Origin of the sequence: Pantoea phytostimulans (assembly GCF_046118715.1) — a bacterium.
In the GTDB taxonomy this organism is placed as follows: domain Bacteria; phylum Pseudomonadota; class Gammaproteobacteria; order Enterobacterales; family Enterobacteriaceae; genus Pantoea; species Pantoea phytostimulans.
The window spans coordinates 152091-169406 of sequence record NZ_CP173700.1 but is presented as its reverse complement, the minus strand read 5'-3'; the positions used below and the strand labels follow the sequence as shown (position 1 = coordinate 169406).

Annotated in this window: 19 protein-coding genes; 7 read left to right on the top strand and 12 right to left on the bottom strand. The window is 49.2% G+C overall.

Going from position 1 to position 17316, the window contains the following annotated elements; all coding sequences use genetic code 11:
* Positions 1–41: 41 nt before the first annotated feature.
* Complete coding sequence (locus ACF2G4_RS21375) at positions 42–1202, bottom strand: IS30 family transposase (RefSeq protein WP_409076269.1); 1161 nt, start codon at positions 1200–1202, stop codon at positions 42–44.
* 225 nt (positions 1203–1427) lie between these two features.
* A complete protein-coding gene (locus tag ACF2G4_RS21370) occupies positions 1428–2195 on the bottom strand; it encodes a helix-turn-helix transcriptional regulator (protein ID WP_332626109.1) in 768 nt (255 codons plus the stop codon).
* A 108-nt stretch (positions 2196–2303) separates the two neighbouring features.
* Here ACF2G4_RS21370 and ACF2G4_RS21365 point away from each other — a divergent pair, with 108 nt between their 5' ends.
* Entirely contained in the window at positions 2304–3092 is a 789-nt protein-coding gene (locus tag ACF2G4_RS21365; RefSeq protein WP_332626111.1) for a sulfite exporter TauE/SafE family protein, read from the top strand.
* A gap of 136 nt (positions 3093–3228) precedes the next feature.
* Here the strand turns inward: ACF2G4_RS21365 and ACF2G4_RS21360 are convergent, their stop codons facing one another.
* Positions 3229–4293, bottom strand: coding sequence for a mechanosensitive ion channel family protein (locus ACF2G4_RS21360; RefSeq protein WP_215844751.1), 1065 nt, complete (start codon positions 4291–4293; stop codon positions 3229–3231).
* A 386-nt stretch (positions 4294–4679) separates the two neighbouring features.
* Between ACF2G4_RS21360 and ACF2G4_RS21355 the strand changes: the two genes are divergently transcribed.
* Positions 4680–4844: a hypothetical protein gene (locus ACF2G4_RS21355; protein WP_215844750.1), complete on the top strand. Its 165-nt coding sequence runs from the start codon at positions 4680–4682 to the stop codon at positions 4842–4844.
* Between the two features lie 26 nt (positions 4845–4870).
* Entirely contained in the window at positions 4871–5353 is a 483-nt protein-coding gene (locus ACF2G4_RS21350; RefSeq protein ID WP_215844749.1) for a glutathione peroxidase, read from the top strand.
* A 92-nt stretch (positions 5354–5445) separates the two neighbouring features.
* Here ACF2G4_RS21350 and ACF2G4_RS21345 read toward each other — a convergent pair whose 3' ends face one another.
* The 5 genes from ACF2G4_RS21345 to ACF2G4_RS21325 all read right to left on the bottom strand — a co-directional run bounded on the left by ACF2G4_RS21345 (position 5446) and on the right by ACF2G4_RS21325 (position 9941).
* Positions 5446–6606 carry an IS30 family transposase gene (locus ACF2G4_RS21345; RefSeq protein ID WP_409076269.1) on the bottom strand — a complete coding sequence of 387 codons (1161 nt, stop codon included), beginning with the start codon at positions 6604–6606 and terminating at the stop codon, positions 5446–5448.
* 114 nt (positions 6607–6720) lie between these two features.
* Entirely contained in the window at positions 6721–7176 is a 456-nt protein-coding gene (locus ACF2G4_RS21340; protein WP_409076448.1) for a GNAT family N-acetyltransferase, read from the bottom strand.
* A 182-nt stretch (positions 7177–7358) separates the two neighbouring features.
* Positions 7359–8096 carry a metallophosphoesterase family protein gene (locus tag ACF2G4_RS21335; RefSeq protein WP_409076447.1) on the bottom strand — a complete coding sequence of 246 codons (738 nt, stop codon included), beginning with the start codon at positions 8094–8096 and terminating at the stop codon, positions 7359–7361.
* 235 nt (positions 8097–8331) lie between these two features.
* A complete protein-coding gene (locus ACF2G4_RS21330; protein WP_409076446.1) occupies positions 8332–8982 on the bottom strand; it encodes a LysE family translocator in 651 nt (216 codons plus the stop codon).
* 80 nt (positions 8983–9062) lie between these two features.
* Entirely contained in the window at positions 9063–9941 is an 879-nt protein-coding gene (locus tag ACF2G4_RS21325) for an AraC family transcriptional regulator (RefSeq protein ID WP_409076421.1), read from the bottom strand.
* Between the two features lie 211 nt (positions 9942–10152).
* Here ACF2G4_RS21325 and ACF2G4_RS21320 point away from each other — a divergent pair, with 211 nt between their 5' ends.
* Entirely contained in the window at positions 10153–10446 is a 294-nt protein-coding gene (locus tag ACF2G4_RS21320; RefSeq protein ID WP_409076420.1) for a YciI family protein, read from the top strand.
* A gap of 302 nt (positions 10447–10748) precedes the next feature.
* Here ACF2G4_RS21320 and ACF2G4_RS21315 read toward each other — a convergent pair whose 3' ends face one another.
* The 3 genes from ACF2G4_RS21315 to ACF2G4_RS21305 all read right to left on the bottom strand — a co-directional run bounded on the left by ACF2G4_RS21315 (position 10749) and on the right by ACF2G4_RS21305 (position 14849).
* Positions 10749–11627 (bottom strand): permease, encoded by an 879-nt coding sequence (locus ACF2G4_RS21315; RefSeq protein WP_409076419.1) that lies wholly within the window; start codon positions 11625–11627, stop codon positions 10749–10751.
* Positions 11624–13072, bottom strand: coding sequence for an FAD/NAD(P)-binding protein (locus ACF2G4_RS21310; RefSeq protein WP_409076418.1), 1449 nt, complete (start codon positions 13070–13072; stop codon positions 11624–11626). The genes ACF2G4_RS21315 and ACF2G4_RS21310 overlap by 4 nt, the downstream gene beginning before the upstream one ends.
* A 1030-nt stretch (positions 13073–14102) precedes the next feature.
* Positions 14103–14849 (bottom strand): SDR family NAD(P)-dependent oxidoreductase, encoded by a 747-nt coding sequence (locus ACF2G4_RS21305; RefSeq protein ID WP_409076417.1) that lies wholly within the window; start codon positions 14847–14849, stop codon positions 14103–14105.
* 138 nt (positions 14850–14987) lie between these two features.
* Here ACF2G4_RS21305 and ACF2G4_RS21300 point away from each other — a divergent pair, with 138 nt between their 5' ends.
* Together ACF2G4_RS21300 and ACF2G4_RS21295 are read left to right on the top strand one after the other, a co-directional pair.
* On the top strand, positions 14988–15587 hold the full coding sequence (locus tag ACF2G4_RS21300; protein WP_409076416.1) for a TetR/AcrR family transcriptional regulator: 600 nt from the start codon (positions 14988–14990) through the stop codon (positions 15585–15587).
* 16 nt (positions 15588–15603) lie between these two features.
* Positions 15604–15996 carry a VOC family protein gene (locus ACF2G4_RS21295; protein ID WP_409076415.1) on the top strand — a complete coding sequence of 131 codons (393 nt, stop codon included), beginning with the start codon at positions 15604–15606 and terminating at the stop codon, positions 15994–15996.
* A gap of 122 nt (positions 15997–16118) precedes the next feature.
* Here the strand turns inward: ACF2G4_RS21295 and ACF2G4_RS21290 are convergent, their stop codons facing one another.
* Positions 16119–17006, bottom strand: a complete 888-nt coding sequence (locus tag ACF2G4_RS21290; protein ID WP_409076445.1) for an AraC family transcriptional regulator N-terminal domain-containing protein — start codon at positions 17004–17006, stop codon at positions 16119–16121.
* 136 nt (positions 17007–17142) lie between these two features.
* Here ACF2G4_RS21290 and ACF2G4_RS21285 point away from each other — a divergent pair, with 136 nt between their 5' ends.
* The gene (locus ACF2G4_RS21285; protein WP_409076414.1) at positions 17143–17307 is read left to right on the top strand and encodes an SDR family NAD(P)-dependent oxidoreductase; all 165 of its coding nucleotides are present in this window, start codon (positions 17143–17145) and stop codon (positions 17305–17307) included.
* Positions 17308–17316 lie beyond the last annotated feature (9 nt).

Below are 17316 nucleotides of genomic sequence, written 5' to 3'. Positions count from 1 at the left end.
ACTATATAAGAGCTGTTGGATGTCCGCTGTTGGCTGTGAATTCAACCGATGGATGCAACACATTGGTTAAAACGCTCTGCGGGTGATTCATAGCCTAGCGTTTTTCTTGGCCTCTCGTTGAGCTGCCTGGCAACACTGTTTAGTCTTTGCTGGCTGTGAACCGATAAGTCAGTTCCTTTTGGAAAATACTGCCTAAGCAATCTGTTCGTATTTTCATTGGAGCCGCGTTGCCAGGGAGATTGAGGATCACAAAAATAGACCTCAATTTCTGTCGCTACAGTAAAAAGGGTGTGATTAGTCATTTCCGCCCCTCGATCCCAGGTTAATGTTTTATACAGTTCAACAGGCAGCTGCCGGGCTTGTTTGATTAGTGCGGATATGACTGTGGCTGTCTTGTTATCACTGATTTTGGCAAGCATAACAAAGCGGGAATGGCGTTCTACCATCGTGACAATATATGAGTTTTTAGAGCCCTGTATCAGGTCTCCCTCCCAGTGACCTGGTATGGCTCTGTCTGCAACATCAGATGGCCTTTCGCTGATGGGTATTGCATCCGGAATTGAGCCTAATCCCTTTCCTTTAAGTGATGTCGTTCTGGATTTACGTACTACTCTTCCGCTTCTTAGGCACTGCTGCAGCTCTTTTTTTAAAGCTCCCCGGGTTTGTATAAAAAGCGTTTTATAAATCGTTTCGTGTGACACCTGCATTTCCTGATTATCCGGATAACAGCGTTTAAGCCAACCGGCGATTTGTTCCGGCGACCAGTCCTGATACATCTTCTCTGCAATGATTTTACACAATGCGGGGCATCCAATTAGCTTGCAAGGTTTTGGCCTCAGGGCACTGTCCCACGCGCCCTTATCAGCTTTTGCAGCTCGGTAATGTTTTGCACCTCCATGCCTTTTGATCTCGCGGCTAACAGTCGAAGGGGCTCTTGATAATTTGTCAGCGATGTCCCTGATGCTACTTTTTGCTACCAGCCCTCTGGATATTTCCTCTCTTTCATCAAGTGAAAGAGCCAGCCGGTGTCGCTTTCTGACAGGAGGGCGATAACCACCAGTTTGGTGAATAGTGGGCATAACAGAAGAGTGATATCTGTCGAACATTCTGGCGATATCATGCAGGGAATCACCTTGCTTATACCTGTCCCAGATAATCGCTTTCTGTTCTGGCGTGTAGTAAATGCGCGTTCTTCGTTTCATGGCAACGTCCCCCCCTTGTTTAAGGATAGCGTTGCGTCGACCCGTTGAACTCACAGCACAAAGCGGACGGTCGCATCCCTACGCTGCTCAGCGCAAGGCGCATCTTGCCGCCAATACAAAAACGATCATGCGCATATACAGAGAATCGGCAGAGCCTGGCGCGGCTGTAGAGAGCAGGAGTAATACAGGCGCTTTGAGTGCAGGCTTTACTCAGTGCCTGCAGTCTTAAGCCGGGTGATAGAACGAAGGAGGCTGGCCCGTCACGCGGCGAAACATAGTCGCAAAGGATGAACCATTGTCGTAGCCAAGCGACAATGCCACTTCATTCACCGGCTTGCCCGTTATCAGCATTGCCAGCGCGCTGACCACGCAGGCCCGCTGGCGCCAGGCGGAAAATGACATGCCGGTCTGCTGCAGGAAATGGCGGCGAAAGGTGCTGGCACTCATAAACATCGCCCTGGCCCAGCGTTCAGCAGGATCGTGGACAGTTGGCGCGAGTAGAAATGTCTGGCACAGCGCCAGCAGCGCAGGCTGCCGCGGCAATGGAATATCGAACTCGCGCGCTGGCATGGCTGCCAGTTCCAGTAGCAGCAGGTTCATCAGCGCGCATTCGTGCTCGCTCTCATAGAGCGGAGGCAAATCGACAGCCTCAAGCAGTAACTGACGCAACAGTGGCGAGACGCTGATAACGTCGCAGCGGTTACGGTGGATCAGGCGCGCCGCGCATTCGGGCGCGATATACAGGCTCCGCGTCGTCACGCCGACAAACTTTACCGCATGCAGAGTTTCAGGCGGGATCCACACCGCATGCTGTGGCGGCACTACCCACTCCCCGTCACGGGTGGATACATGCATCTGACCGGTTGCGCCATACAACAGCTGCGCGCGGCGATGCCGATGGAGAGGCAGTAAAAAACCCTGCGCATAATCATTGCCGATCGCGACCACGTCACGCGCCAGACTATCAACATTGTCAATGCTCACGTTGCGCACTTTTGCCTCCTTCTGACCGGTTTGCAAGGGTAGTTGAGCGCTGCGCAAATGGGAAGTAGCGCGTAAGGGGGATAAGCTGCGGGTTCAATTTCATAGCGGAACATTCCTTTGAACGACATCCTTATTATTGCTCTGGCAGGGTTCACCACTGGTATCACAACGGTGCTGTTTGGCTTCGGCGGCGGCTTCGTTGTGGTGCCTTTTGTCTATCAGCTGCTACGCCATCAGCCTGATATGACAGGGAATGCATTACATATCGCCGTCGCCACCTCGACGGCGGTCATGATATTCAACGCAGGCTGGGTCAGCTATCGAAACTGGCGTGCGGGCAGTATCTCAGCGCAGGCATGTCTGCCGCTGCTGTGGTTCATCGCCACGGGCGCAGTGGTTGGCTCGTGGCTGGCAGGGTTGTTGAGCGAAGAATGGGTTCGCGTACTGTTTATCCTTTATATGCTGTTGACGATTGGCGACTGCCTGCTGCGCAAAGGTTTCTTCAGCGGCAGCGCGCCGCGCCGTTTATCGCTGGCAACAGTGACTGGCGGCGGGATAGTGATTGGTGTCATTGCCGCATTGCTGGGTGTCGGCGGCAGCGTTATGACGGTGCCGCTGCTGCGGCGACACGGCTATGCGATGCGAGACTGCACCAGCGCGGCCAATCCCCTTTCGCTGCCGGTGGCGCTGTGCGGCACCGTAACTTATACGGTGAGCGGCTGGCAAAAAATCCCGGCAGAGGGCTTCCTGGGTTTCATCAGCCTGAAAATTATGGGCTTACTGGTGCTGACGGGTTGGATGGGCATTCTGTTTACCCGCCGGGTGATCCCAGTCGTCCCCGATGTCTGGCATGCGAGAATCTATGTGCTGCTGTTGTGCGTCGTGCTGCTGGCTATGCTGTTGTAAGCATAACGTTTCAGCGCTGGCACTATGAGGGAAGAGCGGAGGTACAGCGGTCCTGATGCTTGTGCCGCATGCTTATAGACGCTGTACGTTCCACCCTATAAAAACGAGAGCGCTTAATTACTCAACTCTCGAACTGTCAAATACCGGAATCGGTCAGGGTAGCCCTCACGTGAGGAAGACTCTGGGGATAATTTTGCTGAATAAACTCAATCATTTTTTCCCGAACGTGACAGCGTAAATCCCAGGCGATGGGGGAATTCTGAGCGGTCATCAATAATCTGATAGTCATGGTTTTTTCACTCGTATCAGTAACCTGGAGCACCTGAGTTTGTTGATCCCAGAGCTTTGTTTCACTGAGAACTTTTTCAAAATGTGCTCGGAGAGGATCTAACGGCATGGAATAATCAACGTAAAGAAAAACAGAACCTAAAATTTGTGCGTTATTACGTGTCCAGTTTTGGAACGCATTTTCTGTAAAGTATGTGATGGGTAACACCAGTCGGCGCAGGTCCCAGAGACGCACCACAACATAGGTCAGGTTTATCTCTTCAATCCAGCCCCATTCTTTTTCAACGACCACAGCATCATCAATTTTTATCGGCTGCGTAAAGGCTATCTGAATTCCGGCAAACAAGTTAACAAGGGATTTCTGTAAGGCAAAACCAATGATTATTCCGGCAACCCCGGCACCCGCCAGAATTGTAGTGCCGAATTTTCGAACACCAGGAAAACTGAGTAAAATCAGAGAAACACAGAATGTCACGAGTACGACGATAGCGACTTTTTTAACATAGATTATCTGAGTGCGAATTTTACGGGCGCGAAGATTATTCGAAAGATTAATGTCATAACGTATAAAAAGCATATCCTGCGCAACATTAGTCAATCGAATCAAAACGGAGCAGAAGGATAATATAATAAATACATGAGTGGTTGTTGTAATAAAATTAAGTGAGTCAGGTTGAATGTTTACATAATTAACCCCTACGCTTATTAACAATAAGGGAATGAAAAGAAACATTGATCCACGAAGGTGCTTTTCAAGTGATTTGAATAGCTTCTTATCACGACTCTGCCAGTAGCGGATGAATCTGAGAAGGATAAATCGCGCCAGAAAACCGAGTGCGAGTGAGAGAGTGACGAGCAATACAGCAGGCACCCATGATGGAGTGCCAGATAACTCACCAAATAACGATGGCATTATTTTCCCTTATATTCAGCCAACAACTTTACGTTGTCAGACAAGTCAAAAAAACAGTAACCATTCTCTTCCTGGTTATCTGCGGATTAGCTAATTCACGCGCATGAGTATATGAAAAATATAATAAACTGGCCTCCTCAGGACATGAAAAACATCGGGTAATTCCTGGTTAACGCTTCCTGCGTACGATGAGTTCAGTATGGGTTCTGTTCACCGTTTTTGCTTTTTCAACGTGTTAGAGTCAGCTTTTGGCACAAAACGGACAGACTAGCCGAGAAGTGCCAGAAGCGGATATCAGTGTCAGGTTGGCCCTGCCCCGAAATACTGCTCCATTCAGAAACAGAATTTCGGCATGATATTCGCTTTTCTGAGCGGTGGTTGTGACGATGAAAAAGTCACGATTTACCGAAGCGCAGATTGTCTTTGCCGTGAAGCAGGCAGAGCTGGAGCAGGAGAGTTCGCTTGAAGAAGCGGATTGCCGACCTAAGCCTCGCCACAAACCACGCCGTGTGCCCTTGCAGCTCCGGGCTACGTGGCAATTTCAATGTTGAACTGATTCTGCTTTGAGGATTCCGACGTGACCACCTTTCATCAATTTACTGCCACCAGTTTGCGTGGCCAGCTCATCCCTATGGCCGACTATGCTGGCAAGCTGGTTCTCGTCGTTAATACCGCCAGCCATTGTGGATTTACGCCACAATACGCAGGCCTTGAATCGCTTTACAAGAAGTACGCCGCCCAGGGTCTGGTGGTGCTAGGTTTTCCCTGCAATCAGTTCGGTAAGCAGGAACCCGGCGGTGCTGACGAAATCGCGCAGACCTGCCACATTAACTATGGTGTGAGCTTCCCGATGTTCGAGAAAGTGGAGGTCAACGGCGCCTTAACGCACCCGGTGTTTCGTTATCTGAAAGACGAATTGCCCGGCGTGCTGGGTGGGCGGATCAAGTGGAACTTCACTAAGTTCCTGATCGGACGCGATGGCAAACCGCTCAAGCGTTTCGCACCGATCTCCACCCCTGAAAAAATGGAAGCCGCGATCCTTGCTGCACTTGAAATCTAATACTTCCTGTCAATCACACTATTTCCTTTGAGGGAGCTTCCGGAAAACTAATTACAACCGTAAGAGGTTATCGTCCGTTTCTCGCTGTGAATTCAACCGATGGATGCAACACATTGGTTAAAACGCTCTGCGGGTGATTCATAGCCTAGCGTTTTTCTTGGCCTCTCGTTGAGCTGCCTGGCAACACTGTTTAGTCTTTGCTGGCTGTGAACCGATAAGTCAGTTCCTTTTGGAAAATACTGCCTAAGCAATCTGTTCGTATTTTCATTGGAGCCGCGTTGCCAGGGAGATTGAGGATCACAAAAATAGACCTCAATTTCTGTCGCTACAGTAAAAAGGGTGTGATTAGTCATTTCCGCCCCTCGATCCCAGGTTAATGTTTTATACAGTTCAACAGGCAGCTGCCGGGCTTGTTTGATTAGTGCGGATATGACTGTGGCTGTCTTGTTATCACTGATTTTGGCAAGCATAACAAAGCGGGAATGGCGTTCTACCATCGTGACAATATATGAGTTTTTAGAGCCCTGTATCAGGTCTCCCTCCCAGTGACCTGGTATGGCTCTGTCTGCAACATCAGATGGCCTTTCGCTGATGGGTATTGCATCCGGAATTGAGCCTAATCCCTTTCCTTTAAGTGATGTCGTTCTGGATTTACGTACTACTCTTCCGCTTCTTAGGCACTGCTGCAGCTCTTTTTTTAAAGCTCCCCGGGTTTGTATAAAAAGCGTTTTATAAATCGTTTCGTGTGACACCTGCATTTCCTGATTATCCGGATAACAGCGTTTAAGCCAACCGGCGATTTGTTCCGGCGACCAGTCCTGATACATCTTCTCTGCAATGATTTTACACAATGCGGGGCATCCAATTAGCTTGCAAGGTTTTGGCCTCAGGGCACTGTCCCACGCGCCCTTATCAGCTTTTGCAGCTCGGTAATGTTTTGCACCTCCATGCCTTTTGATCTCGCGGCTAACAGTCGAAGGGGCTCTTGATAATTTGTCAGCGATGTCCCTGATGCTACTTTTTGCTACCAGCCCTCTGGATATTTCCTCTCTTTCATCAAGTGAAAGAGCCAGCCGGTGTCGCTTTCTGACAGGAGGGCGATAACCACCAGTTTGGTGAATAGTGGGCATAACAGAAGAGTGATATCTGTCGAACATTCTGGCGATATCATGCAGGGAATCACCTTGCTTATACCTGTCCCAGATAATCGCTTTCTGTTCTGGCGTGTAGTAAATGCGCGTTCTTCGTTTCATGGCAACGTCCCCCCCTTGTTTAAGGATAGCGTTGCGTCGACCCGTTGAACTCACAGCTCATAGCTGACATTCGCACGCTGCACTAACGGTGGCTCAGGTAGAGTAAGCTTTATGTCAGTCTTGTAACGGCTTAGAGAAACATACAGCCTCTTCCCGGCCTATGTATGGTCCGTAATTCTCAATGCGCACGTAGCCATTTTTCTTATAAAAATGTACTGCCCTGTGGTTAACAAGCCGGGTTTCAAGCCAGAGTTCGGTATATCCCATGCTCTTCGCGGATGTTTCGAGGAAAGTAAGTAAAGCATTACCAATACCCGGAGAGCTCCGGTCTGAAAACATCCTTTTAAGTTCCGCTATATCCCCTGTTAGCGGTCGGATAGCGCCACATCCTATCGCTTCTCCCTTTATGTTTCTTGCCAGTACCCACAGTGATCTGTCCCCATTCATTGAGTCTGATGTGAAGTTGCTTTTGCCACTATCACCGGTAATAGTGGCAAGCTCTGCTGACAGTTTTTCTGTTAAATAATGAGAATCTGGAGAACGTGGATCTGATATTTCTACTGTGATCATGCCGTTACCTTTCGTATAAGTATCCGCAGGATAGAAAATGCTGATGGTAAGTGCATCATCCTTCAATGGATGATAGTGAATCGCCAGACTGCAACATACCGCCATCACCGATGTCACTACGTCCGCTTTTCGCACAAAGCCGACCGGGATTTTTATGGAGGCAGGTTTCTTACCACTACACCCTATTCCATTCTTCCTGTTGTGAGCGCGTTAACCCAGTCAGGGCGATTGTTAGCCAATGCAACCTCGGCGGCTTTTTCCCAGTTATAGGCTACCTTATGAAACGCTACGGACCATTTATCGTTGCACTTTTCCAGAATCGCATAGCGGGCATGCGGTGAACCGCTTTCCATTTTATGATAATAGGGCTGATCATCTTCATAGGCCTGTAAACCAACACTGCCGGGATTCACGATAAGGCATCCTGAGCTCAGTTCAAGGCTTCGGGGGATATGAGTGTGACCACAGAGGATAAGAGAAGCGGTCTGATGTTCAACATACTCATTCACCCTTGCGTGAGAAGAGACTTTGACGCCTGATTCCGTCACCTCTTCAAGAAGATAAATACTGTCATCACCCGGAACCCCATGAACCATTAGGATCTCATCATGAAGGGTTAGCTCAGCAGGCATATTTCGCAGCCAGTCCCAGTGTTCCGGTCTGAGATGCCTGCACGCATGGCTGTCGGACAGCCCCATTTTTTCAGGTTGCGTTTCAAGCAACTGCCGTTCGTGATTACCTTTTATCGTGGGGAAATTCAGCGGTAAAAGCCTCTCGGCCGTTTCTGCCGGGCAAAGACCACCAGAAAAAACATCGCCAAGATTGACAACAAAATCTACTCCCCGGGTTTCGATATCCTGCAGCACGGCATTTAGCGCGAAAATATTTCCATGAATGTCCGAAATCGCTGCCATTTTCATCATCAAGCTCCTGTTTTCTTAATCAGATACCTGGTTTTCTCTAATTGCTTTTTACCCTTGCATCAAGGGGTTAAGATGGGCTACTGCTGGCCCATCTTGTTTGATTAACAGGCTCCTATATTTTGGTCAGCTTTTAGCTCATAGCCACTCAAAATTGTGCCATGGGGATGTTTTCCAGAGGGATATACGCATGCCTGCATTTAATCTAAAGCAGAAATTAACAGCATGAGGACTATCAGGAAAGTTTGATAACATTGACCGCGATAACACTCAAGGCAAGGCCAATCAGGATGACACCTGAGATACGTTCCAGCCAAGGCAACATTTGCGAAAAGTACCGCAGGAACAAGCGATTGCCAATGAATATTGCCACCAGCAAATCCCACAGCAGCACGATACTAAACATCCACACACCATAGGCGACTTTCAGACTCATCGCCGTATGGGTCCCGCCGAGCAGCGTGGCCAGGCTGACGTAAAACAGCGCGTTTTTAGGATTGAGAATGCCAGACAAAAAGCCCATGCCTGACTCACGGTAAGGACTCATTACGTCCGCAGATTTTGTCATACGAGCATCTACTTCGACATTGTGTTCAGCAATGGAATTCCTGCCAGCAAAGCGGATAAAAAGTTGACCGATGTACAGTAAATAGGCACAGCCTGCGAGCTGAATAGCAATAAAGCTGAAGCTGCCCGGTCGGAAAAGCGTTATGCCGCTGAAAGCGGCGAGAATAAATACGCCGTTCGCGATCGCTATTCCCAGACATACATTTGCTGCACGCCGCCAACCGGCTCTTATTGAGGTACGTGCAACCAAGAAAAAATCCGGACCGGGCGACAGCAGCGCCAGAAAATGTGCCGCTGCCACGAAAAAAAATTGTTGCATCACAGTATGATCCTCTTAAAAAAATTTTTAACAGGATGCAAAACTGGAACAGCATTGTATTGAATAAAATTGCATTTTGCTCAAGCCCGATAGCAGCCCGGCGTTACACCAGTATGAGCCTTAAATACACGCTGGAAATGGCTTTGATCGGCAAAACCCAGTCGGTAGGCAATATCGGTTATTTCATGGCCTGACTGAAGCCAGCTGCGCGCCTGATTAATGCGAACATTCAGTTGGTAAGAGTGCGGCGTCATTCCGGTTGCAACGCGAACCGCCCTGATCAGCTGATAACGACTCAGCCCTGAGAGGTTTGCCAGCTCTGTTAACCCCCATGGCTGCCGCTCGGTCTGTTGCAGTGCATCTATAACGCTTTTTACTGCCAGGCTGGCACAGGGCGACACGGCCGGGAATGTTTCAACCATATTTTCGCCGCAGTCACAATCGCCAATAAACTCTATCAGCGCGGCATTTTTATCTTCTTTACTGGCGGTTGAAAACAGGAGGTTATTCAGTTCACAGAAGCGACGATAGACAACGTCTTTATCAACCAGTCGAATTTCACTTTCACTGATGAACCCACCCGACAAATTGCTCATTTCTGCAACTAAAGCACTTAACCAGCCGGCATCCAGGTGCAGCATCTGATAGCTCCAGCTCTGGTCAGGCAGAGGATTACAGGCATGAACACAGCCACCCGGAATGAAAACCATCATTCCGGGCCGCAACGAGCACGGGCCAGATGTCGCGCCAGTGAAAGTACTACCGCCTGCATCAACCGCGCCTATAGAAAAAGTCGGATGACTGTGTGGCTTATAACACGCGCGGCTGTTACAGGCGCGGCGACTTTCTACATAGTTAACGGCCGGATCGCGCCAGAATTCTGTCCGGCTGTCTGTGCTGACGTTATCGTTACTGCTGTGGCTCGAATCCTTAGCGGTGTGCCTGGGTCTGATGATCATGGCTGTTTCCTTCCTGATGCCAGTGGACCGGGTCATGCCAGCATGGCGTAAAGTCATCCATGATGTCATTAATTTAAAGAGAGAGAACTCTGCAGCCTGCTCTTAGTTTGCATAGATGTGTTGCCGCGGGTTTTATCATTCTATGGAATTAGGCTCTGATGCTTATTAACTTCAAGAAATCGCCAACTAGAATGCTGGAAAAGGGGAAGAAATGCTTTTCGCAATAAGGTTCACCGATCACCAAAGTGAATACAATGTCAGAAAACACTATCTCAATTATCATTTAGACTGGTTAAAGCAAAAACGAGGTGTGGTTCTTGCTGCCGGTTCATTACGCGAAAAGCATAACGATCAACCTGTCGGAGCGCTATGGGTCGTGAAGGCTGAGCATGAAGAAGAGGCCTTATCCATATTTTCCGATGATCCTTTTTGGGTCCATGGCTTGCGAGCATCGGTTGAGGTTTTATCGTGGAGCCTGGCCTTTGAGGACATGCTTAAAGATTGATGTCCGCTTCTTGCTCGTAGCGAACATTCCTTAATTTTTTGAATGAACGAGCCAATGTCTGTCAACCGCAGGACAGACCTGGCTGTTCGCCATCAGAACACGTCACGCCCCAAACGTGGATTTTGGCGGTTCGGCAAAGCTTAGCGGTTTGCACACCCGGCTCGCTGAGAAGCCAAAGGGGCCATAAAGGTTGATCTATTTTTATTACTGACTTCAGAGAGGATAAACGCGGCATAGTTGGATAACCAGTGCGTCAGCACCGGGTGTTCCTTTGATTTCCGATTTGATAATTTCGATCAATTTCAAAAAACAATGCCCATCGTCCTGCCGATAGCTATAGCCACTGCAAACAGGCTAATCGCAACAATACTGATGCAGGTTCCGCAGGTGATGAGCTTAGCTGAACGGCCAGTGCCCAGATAATGCGTCTCCAGGACGATGATATTGGCTGCCGGTGGAAGAAGACAAAACAGATAAAGCGTCGCCGGATTTTCTGTTATCAGCCTGAAGTCGAAAATTCTGGCGAGTATTATGAGCAGTGAGATCAGAATAAACATTACAGCTGATTTAATAAGATATGGGCGGACTTCCTGCCGGAGATCCTTAAAAGTCAGCTCAATTTTGGACAACCATATTCCAAGCACTGCCATGCCAAGAAAGCTCATCAGAAATTTTGCGACATCATAAAGACCTCCAAACCACAGCGTGATTTGCTGGCTGAACGGAATGAGCGCAGCCCCGACAATCAGTGCCAGCACAGGCGGAGTCTGAACTAATTTAAACAGACTAAAAGGGTGTCCTGACAGCATCCCTGCACCAACAGAGTTGCCCACGATTGAACTGCCCACATAGGCCGCGATAATAATGGTTGCGGCTTCATTGCCAAACAGGGCAGTCGCCACAGGCAACCCCAGCCATCCAATATTAAGGTAGCTGAAGCACAGACTTTTAAGGGGATCACGAATAATATATCGGGACGCCATCAGCATAATGAGCATACTGATGGCGGTCGCAATGATTATCGTACTCATACTGCCAAAGCGCGTGGATATGTTGAAAATGATGACAACCGGAATGGCAACACGCGTTAATATCCATGAAGCAGCCGTTTTGAAATCCCAAGCCGTTTTCCCCACCAGCCAGCCGGCAAAAAGATAAATCAGCGGTACGAATATCGTCACAATGTTTCCTTAACAGCATTTTCACAAAACTCGACGGCCCACTTCTTTGCCCAGCTTTCAGCGCACCGCGCATTGAACCAGAAGGCATTCGTAGAGAAGAGGCTTCCCTTACTGAGCGGACCAAGATTATAAAGACCAGGAACGTTGCGGTTCTGAACCCTGCACTGGAATGTGAGAGGATCGATATTCATTCCTCCGCACGGGTGCACCTCAATTAGCGCCTGTTTCATCAGATTCAGCATTAAAGGTTGCTTCATTAAGTGAAGATGATTCCTTCCCCCTGTCGCATCCCATAAGTGCCCAAATGAGAGCGTTTGAGACCTCGTTTTCAAAAGGAATGTGTTCCCTTCATGCTCTGGAGAAGAGAGTGCCTGATGAAAATTAAGCTTTCCTTCTGCCGAAGCCTGAAGCAGTTCGCTGTAAACCTCCTGAGGAACAGGATGGCGCCACGCCGCCCACACGGCGCCATACATTTTCATAAACTGCTGCTTTTGCGTCAGACTAAACGCACTCCAGAGCTTATGCATGTATGGCCTCGTTGAGACCAGGACATCCTGCCAGGGAAGATTACCTTTTTCAGCGCGCGTCAGCAGGAGACGCAGATATTCCGTCTGTCGTCCTTCACGCAGCAGTTTCATTGCGGGCCGAAACTCGCCCCGCTCGCGGAGCAAGTAAAATTCTCTGCGGAGCAGGCGCGAGAAGACGTTGAGGACATCATCTGATCCAGCGCTGGCAGCCATGAGATTACGCCACGTCAGATGCACCGGTGTGTAAGTGTTCCGCTCCGTCAGGCAGGTAGGAACATAGCCACTGCGGGAATAAAGATGAATGTCGACGCAGCTTTTATCACGCGCATAGCGGAATGCGTCAATGGCTGTGAGTCCGCTTCCTGCAATCAGTAGCGGTTCTTCTGAAGAGTGATCAAACTGCGCATAATGAGTGATAAAGCCCTGCTGATTTTCAAACTCCGGAAACATGTCAGCAGCCAGCGATCCCAGGCACATCACCACCTTGCGGGCATGAATAATCTCACCATTATCATTTGTTAATGAATATCCACAGGCAGTACGGCACAAGCCTGTCACGCTGTGTCGCCACTCATCTATGTGCAGAATCCTCGCCTGCTTGATGTCCAGGTAGGTCTGATTGATAAAGTCTGAGTACTTAAGACGGGATGGCCATCGCTCATGCGTACTGAACGCCGAATGTAGCCAGTGACCAAACTGCTCAGGCTCCGTAGATGTCACCGCCATCATTCCAGGGGGTGTATTAACTTTATGCACGGCATCCGCGTCACCGAATGCTTTCCCTTTCGCAAAACTACAGGAAGGATTAAATACGGCGATTCGGGGTTTCGCCGCTCTGACTTTATAAACTTCATCCTGAATCTGGCTCAGCAAACTTACGCCTGTTGCACCCAGCCCTACAATAGCCACATCGTACATGATCAACAATTCCCTTTAATCATTTAGTGGGCTTATACAACAACAACTCAGCAATAATGTAAAGAAAACTAATTAAATGTAAACTAAACTCAATTATAAGATTATATTATTGATTTTAATAATATTAATCACAGAGTAAGAAGTGTTAAATAACTATCTTTAGAATTTAAGTGATTTCAACTCCCGCTTAAAATCATTAGAAAATGTGTACCTTCTCTGGTAATCATAAAGTGCAGCCGGTAACAAATGCTGCCCCTTACACTGGCTACAACTTTGTCAGACACACAGACTCAGCCTCCCTCCTGCAATCATCGGGCAGAGTAGCCCTTAGAACGGCGGTGATTAAACAGACAGTGGATCTGCTCTTTTTCCTCAGTAATCAGCCACTCTGCAGCAGTCCATCAGAATGGCTGCCCTCAGACCCCAGATGTCAGGCCCCAAACGCTGCTTCTGGCGGTTCGGCGTCGCTTGCCAGCTTTACCGGTTAACAGAGTCAGCTGACGACCCGGTCTGTCGGGATGCCAGTATGCCGAAGGGCCATACGTTTTGAAATGCTGGTAATGTGGATGTCAGGAAATAAGAACACGGAGAAGCAGCTGCAGTATTACAGTGCAGAACAACTGGAGCATTGATTAGATATATATGAGAGAAAATACAGAGAGATAGTGCTCCGGATAGAGAAAGCTTGGGGGATCGGAAATGGCAGGTGTGCCAGCACCGACTTTCACCGGCCCACAGTTCTAAGTGAGTGACAAGCATTTCAATGTTGTTAAAGAAGGGCAGCCGGGAAATCAGACCCGGTTGATTTCAATGAAACACCAAGGCACTGAGGTGATATTGCTGAATTATCATTAGCGTTAGTCTGCTTTGTGCCAACAGCGGAAGTTTATGCTTTGGGCTAACATAAACGGTGAGCCGAAGTGCTTATGTGTTAAAAGATCCTTTCCTTTTCAGTCAACAGACTGGCTTACACTGTAAAAAACACAATGGCAGCAAGCCATTGTGTTAAGTCACCGGGTATTTCCCTCTGTCAGGTTTGAGATGCTCCCCCATCAGCGAACAGCTCAATTCCGTTCACATAACCTGAGGCATCACTGGCCAGAAATGTTGCAACAGCAGCAATTTCTTCAGGCTCACCAATGCGCCCCAGCGGACTTTTTGAGGTAAGAAAGGCAAGCCCTTCTTTGGCATTTTCTCCAAATGCGGCTCTGAGTGACTCTGTATTGACAGGCCCGGGGCTAACGATATTTATCCGTATACCGGAGCCATGCAACTCTGCAACCCAGCTTCTCACCATGTTCCTGACTGCAGCTTTGGTCGCACCATAAATACTCATATTGGGACCCGGATCTACAGAGGCCGTCGAACCAATGATGATTACGCTTGAACCTTTACGAAGCAGAGGTAACGCCTGCTGAACAGTCAGCACCACGCCTTTAACATTTGTGGCGAACTGGTCATCAATCTGTTTTTCAGTTATTTCGCCAAGCGGGGCATGGACCCCGCCGCCAGCATTAGCGACAAGAATATCAATGCGGCCAAATTCTGCTTTAATCCTTTCATAAAGCGCATCCAGACTTACCTTGCTGCTGACGTCGGCAACGATACCTTTTGCATTTTCACCCAGAGCTATTACCGCCTTTTTAAGGGTTTCTTCCGTACGGCCTGTGATGACAATTTCTGCACCTTCATCGCTAAGGCTTTTCGCTATAGCCAGACCAATGCCGCTACTGCCACCAGTGATAACGGAAATTCTTTTGTTAAGTGACTGATTCATATAAACACCATATTAGTTAATGTAGTGGTCACTATATACAGGTGTAAATGGAATGTCATTAACTTCCTGTAGCGATCACTAAAGGAAAGTTTTAAGATAGCAACTGACACACTTCTGGCGTAACGAGGACATGGATATATGAGTGATACCGAAAAATTGTTAAAGCCACGCAGGCGGATGTTTGACAGAGAGTCCGGCGTGCAGACGGCTAAAGCGCTGTTTCACCAGCATGGTTATGATGCTGTAGGCATTACGGAACTGACGAAGGCGCTGAACATCAATCCCCCCAGCCTCTACGCCGCTTACGGCAGTAAAGCCGGGCTATTTGAGCGCTGTCTGGAGCTGTACGTTGCCGAAGGAAACCTGCCGGCTGACAAAATTCTGACACCGGGCAGACCGCTGAATGAGGCCGTTGCAGACCTTTTTGTTACTGCTGCACGGCTGTACGTCCGGTCTTCGGTACAGCGGGGCTGTCTTGTGGCTGAAGGTATGCGTGCCGATGATCCGCAGGCCCGGGAACTGGCATGTCGCTATGGTGAGGCAGGAATTGAGTTCATCAGAAGCTATATCCGGCAGTATGAGCCTGTGAGGTACCGCGAGCTTTCTGATTATGTTGTGACAACGCTGCGGGGCTTTTCTTCAGCCGCTGCAACGGGCCTGTCAAAAGCCAGATTAACTGCCGTGGCTCAGCTGGCTGGTCAGGCATTCAGTGCCCTGCTGACTCCAGCAAATGTTTAACCCGGAGGTAAAAGCGATGTCCGTTATCGACCATATTGAAATTGCCGTAAAAAATGCTCAGGTATCGCTCAGATTCTTTGAAGCAGCCCTCGCTCCGCTGGGGTTCAGCCTGATTATTTCTGTGCCACCGGAGCGAACTATTACAGGTGGTTCCCGGTATGGGCTTGGCCCGGATGGATACCCGAGGCTGTGGCTGCACGATAAAGACATGCCTGGCGCTTCGGTGCATCTGGCTTTTGCTGCCAGCGAGCGCGCCGCAGTTGATGAATTCTGGCAAGCCGCTGTACAGGCGGGCGGCAGAGACAATGGCGCGCCGGGAATTCGCAATCGCTACCATTCCCACTATTACGCGGCTTTCATCCTTGATCCGGACGGCAATAACATCGAAGTCGTGTGTCAAAACGTTTAAGTAACGCTGCCAACCGTCACTTTGCGAAATACATCACCTCTGAGGAGCGGCCTGCTGTTTGCTGAGTGAAACACCATGAGGTCAGCGTTTTCTTTGTTGTGCCAGCAAAGTACGCAACTTCACTAAACGGCATCATCAGTCTCCTTTTGAAGACTTGCAGCATCTTTTAAAGGAGAACGGCCAAAGAAACGGGCGTACTCGCGATTAAACTGGGGCACGCTGCGGTAACCCACCTCCATAGCAACAGATGTGACGCTCTGCTGCCGCGCAAGCAGTTTCGTCCGGGCATGGAGAAGGCGGACGCGTTTCTGATACTGGACAGGACTCATATTTGTTACGGACTTAAAATGGCGATGAAAGGCCGATACGCTCATGGCTTCCTGTCCGGCCAGTGATTCAACCACGAACTCTGACGCAAAATTGTGCCTTATCCAGCGAATGGCATTGCCAATACGCGCCAGCATCGTGCCCGGTAAAGCGATATCCCTCAGCATCCAGCCATGTGGACCTTTCAGAACGTGATAAAGGATTTCCCGCTCATACACCGGTGCGAGCGCGGGGATATCTTCAGGCGTTTTCATCAGACGAAGCATTCTTGCCCACGCATCCAGCAGTTCGGGCGTAACGGCGGCGACAGAAAAAGCACCCGACTGTGAATCAGCCCTCAGGGGGGGTAAATCTGCCAGCAGCGTCGCAATCCGTTCCGGCGTCAGAGTCAGGCTGACAGCAAGATAAGGTGCGCCACTGGCATCAGGATGTACGTCGCCAACCGCAGGCAAATCGACTGACATGACAAAGTAAGAAGCAGGATCGTAACTGAATATCCGGTCACCCACCGTCATGGATTTTCTTCCCCGCAGTATGAGATTCAACATCGGCTCATAGACCGCAGCCAATGCATGTGCGGGGACATCGCCCTGAACCATTGCCACCCGCGGAATACCGGTTTCGGTTCGCCAGTTCCGGGCATGGGCTGTCAGCTGACGTAACTCATCAAGCAGGGGATCCAGTGTCACTGCCAGTCTCCTCAGGATTTAGTTAAACGAGCATAAAGCAGAAAAAGGCAAGAATCGAGCAGGAACACAGAAGCCCTGTGATGACGAGTGTTTTAACCTTTTCATATCGCAATGAAAAAGGGGAAACACCATGAAAACTGTGCTGATCACAGGTGGCAGCGGCGGTATTGGCGCCAGCGCTGCAAGGCAGTGCGCGGCAGACGGAATGGGCGTCATCGTGACGTATAACAATCATCCGGATTTAGCTGAGAATGTCGTAAAGGAAATTGAAGTCGCGGGCGGCTATCAAATCTGAAATCTTCGG